Genomic DNA, 11,656 nt, shown 5'->3' with positions numbered 1-11,656 from the left:
GAGCATCATCCTGACGCAGCCTTTTCATTCACACTTGACGGTACAGTCCTGAGTGTCAATGAAAAAGGTGCTGAAATTCTCGGCAAAACAAAGGAAGAACTGATCGGACACTCACTGATTGACACTATACATGCCGATTATCAGGAAACGGTCAAAGGACATTTTAATAACGCTAAAAAAGGCATCTTCAAGCATTATGAGCTTCCTTTCAGCAATCTAGGCAATGAGTTTTATTACCTGGGTGTGACTCATGTGCCGATCAAGGTAGATGGAGAAGTTATTGGCGTCTACGCCATTGCGCGAGACATTACGGAGAACAAGATCAATCAGGAGCAGATCCAGTATATGGCCTTCCATGACCATCTGACTCACCTGGCCAACCGCATCCGTTTCGAAGAAGTTCTTCAGAAAGCTATAGAGGATGACAGGCTTCATGATAAGAAATTTGCGCTTCTCTTTATGGATCTGAATAATTTCAAAGACGTCAATGATGATTATGGTCATGCCTTTGGCGATAAGCTATTGGCTCAGGTCGCCAGACGCATTGCTTCGATGGTCAAGAAAGATGATTGTGCCGCACGACTGGGCGGGGATGAGTTCACTATTCTGATTGATGATCTCGATAGCTATGATGATGCGATGAGATGGGCCAGTCAGCTCCTGAACAAGCTGAACAAACCTTACCTCATTGATGGAGAAGAAATCGTCTGCACGCCGAGTGTCGGCTTTGCCTACTACCCTAAAGATGGTGACTCTGTAGAGAACCTTCTAAATAAGGCCGACGCAGCCATGTACAAGAATAAACGCCATTCCAAAGCAATGTAGCTGCTAAACAAAAGATCCCGCACGCTTGACTAGCGTCGGGATCTTTTGTTATTTTTCATTTAATGTTAAATAGTTAAACAGAGTTCGTTCAATAGGAGTCTTAAACTTGAGCATCATTTCGACCACAGATTTCAGCCTGCCATCCTGTAATGGTTTTTCTACCTGTCTGATGGTATCTTGAACCGGGATCACTTCCCCCAGATAATAAAATTCCGTTCCTTCATCATCAGATTTCTTTACGAATACTCTAAATGTCCATGAATCTGGATCCTGTAATTTTTTGACTTCCGGAGAAGAGAGTGTTCGAGGGGATTTAGTGAACCAGTGCATCGTTTCATTGTCTACAAGCTCGTCTGCATATGACATCTGTGCTCCAGAAAAATCTTCTCCTTTTTCCAGCGTGACGAAAATAACGAATTCACCTTCTGCCGAAATATAGCCGCCAATGTTCTGATCTACCATCTGTTCTTTCCAGTTTAACAATCGAAGAACGTCTTTCCGCTTATATTTCTGATAGGTAGTAAGTGGTTCATGGTCATTGAATGATTTAGATCTTAAGCTGGCTGTCTCGATTATGTCCATGAACAACTTAAAGAAATATTTATTGGATAATGCCTGCTTAAACCTTTTGTCTAAAGAAACTATATGGTCACTAACTGTAATAAAAGGTTGATTTTTAAAAAGGATAGCAGAAGATCCTCTATAAAAACTGAGATCGAGTGTCTGAAGGACCGATCGTATGGTTTCATCGTCATGGAGGAGACCTTGAGATCTGAAAAGATTTTTCACATCGCTGAAGGTTACTACGTCGACCGATTCTTTCATCAGTTCACTTAATAGACTCAGCTCATTTCTCCTCATTCCAGGAAGTAGTTCTCTTGATGCGATCAATAGATACAATTGGTCACGCTCAGACAACACGGCTTCATTTTCTTTCATACTTACTAGAAAATTATAATACGTTTTCTTCTTGTTAGCTAGAAGTACTGGATCAAACGTTTGATAAAGCTGGAAGTCCTTTAAATAAGGAACACGGCCAAGGCGGTTATACAGCAGTTCGAACCCCTTTCTCAACTCTTTCATCGAGTCCAGTTTCGCTTGATCGATCGATTGAAAGATCTGTTTTTTCGCTATCTCTTCAAAATTGATTGTCGACACACCTGATAGAAACCCTGTATCATACGTATCTTTACGTAGCCCATTTTTATTCCTGGACACATCACCTGACAGAGCCATTGGAATCATGTAATTATTTTTGTAATTTCCTATAAAATCTATAACTGTTACATAATCCTTCGATGGGTCTTTACGCAGACCACGCCCCAGCTGCTGGATAAAAATGATGCTCGATTGTGTGTTTCTCAGCATTACTACCTGATTGATTTTAGGTATATCTATCCCTTCATTGAAGATGTCTACAGTAAAAAGATAATTCAACTGACCTTCTTCAAGCCGTCTGACCTCTTGTTCTCTCTTTTCTAATGTGTCTTCACCCGAAAGATAAGCACTTGGAATATCTCTTTCGTTGAACGACCTTGCCAGCCTTTCAGCTTCTTCCTTTCGGCTACAAAAAACCAGCCCCTTAGGCACATTTTTTGAGCAGCCATAGTAATTCAGCTTCTGAAGAAGATAATTCACTCGTTCTTCTTCTACAAGCTGGTTAATGGTCGTCGTATCAGATATGAGTTCTCCATCTTTCTCATAATCTGTCACCCCAAAATAGTGAAATGGAGCGAGCATGTCCGCTTCTAAGGCTTCTTGCAGCCTAATTTCGTAAGCAATATTGTAATCAAATAGTTCAAAGATATTAAACCCATCTGTACGCTCAGGAGTAGCAGTCATTCCAAGTAAAAATTCCGGATTGAAATATTCAAGTATACGATGATATGACTGAGCACCTGCTTTATGCACTTCATCAATTAAAATATAATCAAAATGATCTTCAGTGAATTGACTAAAAATCGATTCTTTTGACATTGTCTGAACTGTGGCAAATAGATACTTCGCGTCGCTCTCCTTTTTTGATCCCGACAATATACCGTAATCTTCTTTCTTTCCACCCAAAATTTTCTGAAAATTCTCTTTGGCTTTGTTTAAAATCTGTTCTCTATGTACTACAAATAAAACTTTATCTGGCCTGGCTTGTAGAACATCAAAGGCAGACAAATAGGTCTTTCCTGTCCCAGTTGCAGACACAATGATGCCTTTTTTCTCACCTCTTCGGCGAAGGTTAGCCAAGTTCCTCAAGGCATCTTTCTGCATGACGTTTGGCGTAATGTACGTATCTTCCTGGTCATCTATTGGGGGAACATATGCATCGGTCCATCTTACTCTTGTTTTATACGAAGCACTGTAGTCTTCGATCCATGTGACCGTCAGCGGGTCTGCCTGATGCCACTCTTCTTCCATATGATCCTGGATGTCCTGAATCATTTGCCCGTTATCACGTGATGTCAGACGAACATTCCACTCATAGTTGACCTTCAGAGCACTCATAGTCAGATTTGAACTTCCAATGATGAAAGAGTGATAGGTACTCTGCTTGAACAAGTAACCTTTAGAGTGAAACCCATCTTTGTTGGACAATTTGACCTCGAGGTTAGGGATAGACAGCAGATCCTTAAATACTGCTGGCTGATTAAAAGCTAAGTAGACTGATGTAAGCAGACGGCCCCTCACTCCCCGTCTGTCCAAATCCGACAACTGTGCTTTGAGTGAAGCCAGTCCATCCTGGGTTACAAAGGCAACGGAAAAAAAGAATGACTCACACGTATCTAATTCATCGTGCAGGGCATTAAGCATATATGCTTTCTTCTGCTGGTCATTTACGATTAGTTTTGGATCATAATGAGAACTCGTCATTCTCTGATCCACAAATGCTTTCTCCAGTGACTGCATCAAACGATCTACCATTAACTTATTCCTCCAGACATCAGTTTTTCGACCGCCGGGATATCAGCTGGAGCCCAGTCTAGCTTATTTAATTCTGACGGAGCAAGCCATCTGACCTGTCGGTGCTCCGTCAGCTTGGGACGCCCCTTCGTCAGCATGCAAAGAAAAGTAGCCAGATGCACACGTCCAAAATCATACTCATATTTAGTAAATTCAAATTGTTTCTCTGATACCTCGACTTCTATCATCAGTTCCTCGTTGAGTTCCCGCAATAGAGCTGCCTGCGGTGTTTCTCCTTTTTCTATTTTACCACCAGGAAACTCCCACAAATTAGGAAGAGATTTCTCATTCCCCCTTTGTGCACATAATATCTTCCCATTTTCTACTATGATTGCCCCAACTACATATATATCCTTCATATTAACACCCTTACTTCATTCATTTTTCATTTTAAACGTGCATTCGTTTGCTCAACTCATTCTTTATAGCTTTGCCGTGGCGAAGCAGAACGGACCAGAACATGATGAAGCTGAACAGAACAGACAGCCAGCTGGGCAGATCGATGACGACCCAATCCATTTGTATAAAAAGGAAAGGGATGAAGCCTACTAAGGCTGCCAGCTGAAGGTACAGAATATAGTCGCCTGCCTGTAGCCTGACGACTTGTATCACCACAAACATCGCCATCAGGGCAGAGATACACAGAATCGGTATCACGAAGGTCAGTGACCAGCCGAGCCAGCCGAGAATATAGTCAAAGTACACGCTTAATAGAGAGAAGAGAAAGAGAATGTAGACGATCCCTTTTACGATGTTCCGCCGCTTTCTAATCAGGACCAGTACCATCATCCAGGTGACCATCAGTCCGAATAGCACGAACTCAAGTCCGAAAAAGCGGAAGCGCCAGATCGACTGACTGATGAAGTAAATCAAAATGACCAGTAATGACACTAGCGTCAGTGACTGCTTGACTTTTCTCCTCTGGAACCTCAGACCGACTTCCGGAAAGGATGTAGACGGGCTTCTCTTTCCTGATTCAATCAATGGTGTGTCGCATAACGGACAGGCATTCCAGTTATCCAGCACATCGACCTTACATTCAGTACACTTTTTCATCACTCAAACTCCTCTCTCGTCACCTTGTTGACATCCAGCTGGATATCAAGCCCTTCGCTGGACAGGTATCTGATAAATCGTTTCTGAATATCCGTTTCGATGAATGGACTGGTGAACAGAATATTGAGTTTATCCTTATAACTGTTTACGCAGAACTGAGGTCTGACGACTGCCGTGTAAAAATTGATATTCTCCACGTATGGTTCAACCATTTCAGGGAGTGACAGTTTCCCAAGGTTGGACATCGCTACTGTTATTTTCCGGTTCGTATAGAGGCTGACCCATTTCAGCACCAGGTCCTTGATCGGTCTAAACACGACACGAATGGCCGGATGAAATTCAAAGCCGATGAACCGTTTCAGACGTTTTTCAATAGCTTCAGGTTTGATTTCCTTCTTCAGCTGCTTATCGATCTCCTGACAGATGTCTTCGATATTATATGGCTGATTCTTTTTAAAGGTATACGCCATCAAAGTCGTACTGAAAAAATTTCTGACTGAAAAAGACGGATAGAATTGTCTCAAATTGACCGGTATCGAAACAGTGACGGTGTCCTCTTCTTTTTTCTCATCAATCGACTCGTAGACGGATATCATAAAGATAGCCGTCAGATATAAGGTCAGTGATACCTTGTGCTTCTTAGACAGAGCCAGTACATCTTTGACCTGTGTGGTTATCTCAATAATTCGCGGACGGTGATCGGGTGTGATTGTGCCTTTAACTCTGTGTACATTTGAATAGTCAGTCTGTTCTTCATACGGCTGAAGACTTTTCTCGATGTTGTCCGCTTCCTTATACGCTTCTTCAAACGGTTCCCGAGTAGGTACGTTCTCACGCTTCTTCTTTTTCTTTCTGAAGTAGCGGTTGAAGCTGTCTTCCAGATCCTGTTTCTGTCGAGGCGTACGCTCAGAGTTTTTCCCAAAGGCTTCCGGATGTCTTAAGCGGGTGTATTCTGTTATCAGGTCTTCAAAGAACCACATCGCTCCTGTTCCATCAGTCAGTGCGTGAAAGACTTCGATATGGATACGGTTTTCATTATAAATCACCCTGAACAGCAGTTCTTTCCGGTCATAATGATAAATGGCCGTACAGGGCGGCATGGTTTCAGGCTGGACATACGGAATCTTTTCAGTGTGTTCCAGATAGTACCAGAAAATCCCCCGTCTCATGACGTTCTGAAAGAGCGGGTAGCCTTCATAAACTTTGATCAGTGCTTTCTGAAGGGAGGCCGGATCGACTTTTTCAGACATTTGTGCTGTAAAACGAAAGACTTTAGTATCCACATCCGTACGTGCAGCTAAAAAGATATTCGAGGCATTGTCCAGTCTGACCCAATTTTTCTTTTCCATGCCTCTGCCTCCTCCTTATGATTGATTTAAAAATGAATTGATTGCTGCAAAGGTCTCCTCGACCGGTTCAGTGAATTTAGGATAAGTGATGAACCCGTGTACACTGTTATTGACCCGATGAATTTTAGCGGTGTTGCCTGCTTCTTCCAGGGCTCTGGCGTATGCCTCCCCTTCGTCCCTAAGCGGATCGAATTCTGCGGTTATGACCAGTGTATCAGGCTGATTCGACAGATCCTCAGCCATCAGTGGTGAAATCGTCTGGCTCTTGCGTATCTCTTCGTCAGGTGCATATAGTTCCATATACTCCTGAATTTTCTTGATGGTCAGGCCATAATCGTAGCCATTGGTCCGAATCGATTCGAACGGCGATGCTTCGGTGTGATCCCAGTACGTCACTGGATAAATGAGGATTTGCCTTGAAGGCAGACGCTTCTTTTTATCTCTCAACAACAGTGAGACGGCAGCTGCTAAGTTGGCTCCTGCAGAGTCTCCCATTAGGATCCAGTCCGGTTCGTTCTCATCCAGCTTCGTCATCAGCACTTCAGCCACTCTCAGACAGTCATCCAGACCTGCCGGATACGGGTGTTCCGGTGCGAGCCTGTAATCGACTGAGTAGATGATCCGCCCCATGCTGTCCGCCAGATTCACACATGGACGTGTGTATGTCTCGATATCTCCGATTACCCAGCCCCCACCATGAAAATAGATCACCGGCTCATCGTACTTCTTTTCTTTAGGATAGAAAATCCTGACAGGTATTTCGTGATCATCTGCTGTCGCATAAATTCTCTCATCCATAATTCGGTAGGTCGGCTTAGGCTGTTTAGAAAACAATCTCTGCATGCGCCGGATGGTCTGGTAGTCCTCTTGAATATCTATTTTTGGTGAAGAGGCCAGCCTCAATATAAATTTAAACAGTGGATTCATTTTTTCTCCTCATGGAACTGAACTTTTTAACAGTTTACCATATATCGAACCGGTCCTGATAACCCGAGTCGATATAAGTACTCCCTCATTTTACCTTAATTACCCTGCTTTAAGAAGAGTTATAGCGAGTACCCCCCTCGACCCGTCTAACCACCGCTCTAATATAGAAAAAACCAGCATCCGGGCGGGATGCTGGTTTACCTCTTCAATCATTTTCTTCCACAAACATGAACCGGTCTCCGTTAGACAGATTGTCCAGAAGAAGCAAATGGTTGTCTGCTATCTTACCGATGACATTGACTCGCTCATCTGCTGGATAGTCCTTCTTCGTTATCTGAACTTCCCCCGAATACCGCTTGTAGCCTTCGTTATCCAAAGTTACAGATCCTCTTGTCCGTGCTGTAGTATGCGACGCACTCACTGTTCTCCCCGGCTGAGCATACTCACGTGACTCCTGCACACGAATAAGTGTCGACGGCGAATCTACCCGAACTGTAAACGGCTGGTCATAGAGATAACGGTTCTCTTCGGAAAACTTAACAGGAAGCCGGACGAGGCCATCCCTGCTATACGCCAGAATCAAGTTTAGCTCTTCGTCAGACAGTCTGACATCTCCCACAAAAATGTTATCTATGTCATACCGTTTCACCAGATCCACGTATTGTGCGTATGGTGACTGTGACCGGTGAGATTCAAGTGTCGGAAGCCCTTCGTATATCGGCCCTCTAAGCTCCTTATCCCCCGTTATAAAGGCTCCCAGTCTACCTGAAGCAGCTCGAATCGCCTGATTCATTTTCACAAACTGCTCTGGCTCCAGTCCCGTTTCTGGCCTTGGATAAAAATTATGCATGTACAGGGCCTCTGAAAACTGTTTGTCAGTCTCCCGAACTGTTGAAGCGTTGAAAGTCAGATCCAGCGCCTCATCCAGTTCGATCGTATCCAGATCAAACCCATAGTCGAGCCTGATATTACTCAAGTGAAGACGATCAGCTAAAGTGTTCAATGACTGCTCACCAAATTTTTCGATCGTGACCGGTGAGACATCGGCGATCACATAAAACTCATTGTCCGCCAGCCATTGACACATGTCTTCAACCTTATTGACGTAATCCTGTGTCATTTCTTCACTCATATGAAGTGAGGTGAAGATGGGTATGCCCTGTCCTTTTAACTGTTCAAGAGCCGACTTCTGTTTCTCGAAATGGGAAACATAGACCGAAAATCCTAAAGATTTAGACATGCTCAATGTCCTTAGCTTTTATAAACAGGAAGGTAATGAGGAATCCGGCAACGTAAGAAAGCAGGATACCAATTCCATAGTGCAGCATACCGTTCCCTTGCATCAATGGAAGTGCGACCCACCCAGATGGACCCCAGGCATTTGCCATAACGCCCATCAACATGACATAAGCGCCACCGAATCCGGCACCAAGTCCAGCAGTGATGAATGGTTTACCTAATGGCAAAGTGACTCCATAGATAAGCGGTTCACCGATTCCAAGTATTCCAGCTGGCAATGCACCAGAGATGACTTGCTGCAGGCGCTGGTTCTTAGCTTTTTTAGCAATGATGAAGATTGCAATCGCCGCACCGACTTGACCCGCTCCAGCCATAGCAAGCACTGGGAATAATGATACGCCGCCCAGAGCTTCGAGTTGAATGGCATAAATCGGAATTAGACCGTGGTGCAGTCCAAGAAGAACCATTGGAAGAAACACAGCTGCAAGAATGTAACCGGACAGGACACTGACAAACATATTCTCAGATCCGATGATGACACTTAAGGCATCTACCAGGAAATCTGATGCAAATCCTGAAAGTGGCATTATAACGAACGCCATCAGCAGGACAGTGATAAGCAATGTGATAACTGGTGTGACGATCAGGTCCAGCACGTCAGGCACACGTTTACGTACAGCTTTTTCAATCTTAGATAAAATATAGACCCCGAAGATAACTCCGATGATTCCGCCTTTACCTGTTGTAAGAATGGAATTTAACGGCTCTTCTGCGTCGTAAAGCCCAACTAAAGTGGACAGTTCAACTAGTGGAGCAGCGATTGATGCCGCACCGATCATTCCACCCAGTGCTTCAGTTGCTCCAAAACGTTTAGCTGCATTCACACCGGTGAAGATTACGAAGTAACCGAGGAAGCTGTTTCCGATAAGAGCAAATGTGATTCGCATGCCATCCCAGAACTCTCCACTGATTGTTCCTTCACCGAGCATTGTTCCAAGAAGACTACTGAATCCCTGGAAAATACCGGCTGCAATAATAGCAGGAATCATTGGAATAAAGATATTTGCGATCAGTTCCAGTGCACTTTTTAGTTTGCCTTGGTTCTGACGGTCTTTGACAGCCTGTTTGTTGTCCTGCCAGTTATTTGAAGAGTCTGAAGATGATGGAACCTTATACGTTTCGATCAACAGGTCAGCCAATTTCTTCGCTTTCCCGGGACCAACGACCACTTGAAGGGTCTCCGCGTCCACAACGCCCATGACCCCTTCAGTATTTTTCAGGGTATCCTGGTCGATCTTACTTTTATCCTTAATATTCATACGAAGACGGGTCATGCAGTTAGTGGCAGAATTGATATTCTCCGTACCACCGACAGCTCCAACGATTTCTTTAATCAGGGTTTCATTGTTTTTAACCATTGACTATTCTCCTTTTCTTATAAAGCTTTTCTGATATGTCCCTGCGATTCTTCCAGTTTTTGAACAGCGGTGTCTTTGTCAATATCTAATAAAATCATAATAATGGCTATTTTGACTTTTCCGTCACTGGCTGCTAAAGTTTTTCTAGCTGTTTCCTTGTCTGCATCGGTTGCCTTCATGACAATATTTTCTGCACGAGAAACGAGCTTTTCATTCGTCGGCTGAACATCGACCATCAGGTTCTTATACACTTTTCCAATCCCTACCATGGATAGAGTGGACAGCATATTTAGAATCATCTTCTGAGTCGATCCTGCCTTCAGACGAGTCGATCCTGTCAGGACTTCTGGTCCAGGGACTGCTTCTATGGCAATCTTTGCTTCATTGCCTATTGCACTGTTCTTGTTGCAGGCGATGGCGATGGTCGGCGTGCTGATTTCATTGGCATAGTTCAGCGCACCGATGACATAAGGTGTTCTGCCGCTGGCTGCCAGCCCCACGACAACATCGTTCTCATTTAACTCTATAGCTTTGAGATCTTCCTTACCCATTTCCCTGCTGTCTTCTGATCCTTCGATGGCTTCTGTAAATGCACGCTGGCCTCCTGCGATCAGTCCGACAACCTGTTCTTTTGGTGTACCAAATGTAGGTGGGCATTCTGCCGCATCCAGTACTCCCAGGCGTCCGCTCGTACCGGCGCCCGTATAAATCAGTCTCCCCCCTTTTTTCAGCTGGCTTATAATGACTTGAACAGCTTCCTCAATTTCAGGAATCACCTCCCCAATGGCTTCTGCAACCTTCTTATCTTCACTGTTCATAATCGTCAATGCTTCTTTTATACTCATTTCATCCAAATTCATTGTGTTCGGATTCTGTTTTTCTGTTTCCATTTTTCCTAATTCTACCACTAGTCTCGCTCCTTCTTGATCTGTGTTTTCTCTAGGATTTCGAGGGACTGTTCATATATTCTATTTATAAAGCTAGTATATAAAATATCGATGACATTCAGCTGAGCAATTCTAGAAGACATCGCCCCACTTCTGAAACTGAACTCACTGGATGCCACATAAAGAGAGTAATCTGCCATCTGATTGATCGGTGAATCGCCTGTTTTGGTAATGGTAATGATCTTGGCTCCATTCTCTTTAGCTACCTTGGCACACGTAATCATTTCCTCAGTCTGTCCTGAATAGGAAATGATAAGCGCCACATCTTTTTCGCTCATGTTCTTTGCCATCAACAGTTGTGTGTGCCAGTCTTCGCTGACATAAGACATTTTGTTGATCCGCGTGAACTTCAGCTGAGCATCTTTAGCTACAATTAGTGATGCCCCGATACCAAATATAGACAGCTTTTCACATGTCAAAATCTCTTCCACGGTTGCCTTAATGACATCGTTATCAATTAACTGCGCTGTTTCTTCCAGAGAAAGAATATTCTTATGGGTGACCTTCTTGACAATTTCATCCACTTCATCTGTCCGTGTAAGATCAGATATATTCTTTTCTTTATAATTTGATCGGATCGCCTGCTCATAGATCAGGTCTTTCGAAAAATCTTTGTATCCTGTGTACCCGTTTTTCTTGCATAGTCGAATAATTGTCGAAGGCGAAGAAAAAGTCTTCTCTGCAAGTTTGTAGATTGTCAGTCTGCTCGCTTCATCCGGATGTTTCAAAATGAAATCGATTACTGCCATTTCTGTCGGACTTGCTACTTTCTTGTATTCTTTTAATCTGATCGTTGCTATGGCCATAGTCTTATCTCCTTCTTCATCTTTATCTTATCAGCATAAAACTAAGTGTCAATGAAACGCTTACTATAAGGAGCATAGTACCACGTAATGGTGTATTCGATTCCAGTATATGAATTTTTCATGAAACTTTTTTGTTC

At 43.5% G+C, this 11,656-nt stretch carries 10 protein-coding genes; 1 reads left to right on the top strand and 9 read right to left on the bottom strand.

The genetic code is table 11. From position 1 onward, the window contains the following. Positions 1-825 (top strand): sensor domain-containing diguanylate cyclase (locus BLR76_RS06445; protein ID WP_143009203.1); only part of this gene is annotated, 825 nt, incomplete at its 5' end. A gap of 48 nt (positions 826-873) precedes the next feature. Here the strand turns inward: BLR76_RS06445 and BLR76_RS06440 are convergent. The 9 genes from BLR76_RS06440 to BLR76_RS06400 form a co-directional block, all read right to left on the bottom strand. Beyond that, complete coding sequence (locus tag BLR76_RS06440) at positions 874-3,738, bottom strand: DEAD/DEAH box helicase (RefSeq protein WP_091266983.1); 2,865 nt, start codon at positions 3,736-3,738, stop codon at positions 874-876. Beyond that, positions 3,738-4,136 (bottom strand): (deoxy)nucleoside triphosphate pyrophosphohydrolase, encoded by a 399-nt coding sequence (locus tag BLR76_RS06435; RefSeq protein WP_091266980.1) that lies wholly within the window; start codon positions 4,134-4,136, stop codon positions 3,738-3,740. Before BLR76_RS06435 ends, BLR76_RS06440 begins: the two co-directional genes overlap by 1 nt. A 31-nt stretch (positions 4,137-4,167) precedes the next feature. Beyond that, the gene (locus BLR76_RS06430; protein ID WP_091266977.1) at positions 4,168-4,833 is read right to left on the bottom strand and encodes a DUF6320 domain-containing protein; all 666 of its coding nucleotides are present in this window, start codon (positions 4,831-4,833) and stop codon (positions 4,168-4,170) included. Continuing rightward, complete coding sequence (locus BLR76_RS06425) at positions 4,833-6,182, bottom strand: condensation domain-containing protein (protein WP_091266973.1); 1,350 nt, start codon at positions 6,180-6,182, stop codon at positions 4,833-4,835. Before BLR76_RS06425 ends, BLR76_RS06430 begins: the two co-directional genes overlap by 1 nt. Before the next feature lie 15 nt (positions 6,183-6,197). Further along, positions 6,198-7,109, bottom strand: a complete 912-nt coding sequence (locus tag BLR76_RS06420) for an alpha/beta hydrolase (RefSeq protein ID WP_091266968.1) — start codon at positions 7,107-7,109, stop codon at positions 6,198-6,200. 205 nt (positions 7,110-7,314) lie between these two features. After that, on the bottom strand, positions 7,315-8,349 hold the full coding sequence (locus BLR76_RS06415; protein WP_091266966.1) for a MupG family TIM beta-alpha barrel fold protein: 1,035 nt from the start codon (positions 8,347-8,349) through the stop codon (positions 7,315-7,317). Beyond that, positions 8,342-9,766: a PTS transporter subunit EIIC gene (locus BLR76_RS06410; RefSeq protein ID WP_091266964.1), complete on the bottom strand. Its 1,425-nt coding sequence runs from the start codon at positions 9,764-9,766 to the stop codon at positions 8,342-8,344. The genes BLR76_RS06415 and BLR76_RS06410 overlap by 8 nt, the downstream gene beginning before the upstream one ends. A 17-nt stretch (positions 9,767-9,783) precedes the next feature. Continuing rightward, positions 9,784-10,656, bottom strand: coding sequence for an N-acetylmuramic acid 6-phosphate etherase (gene murQ / locus BLR76_RS06405; RefSeq protein WP_245683052.1), 873 nt, complete (start codon positions 10,654-10,656; stop codon positions 9,784-9,786). Between the two features lie 17 nt (positions 10,657-10,673). Then, positions 10,674-11,519, bottom strand: coding sequence for a MurR/RpiR family transcriptional regulator (locus BLR76_RS06400; protein WP_091266958.1), 846 nt, complete (start codon positions 11,517-11,519; stop codon positions 10,674-10,676). Positions 11,520-11,656: the final 137 nt, after the last annotated feature.

Origin of the sequence: Alkalibacterium thalassium (assembly GCF_900101165.1) — a bacterium.
Lineage (GTDB): Bacteria > Bacillota > Bacilli > Lactobacillales > Carnobacteriaceae_A > Alkalibacterium > Alkalibacterium indicireducens.
This window is presented reverse-complemented; position numbering and strand designations above follow the sequence as displayed.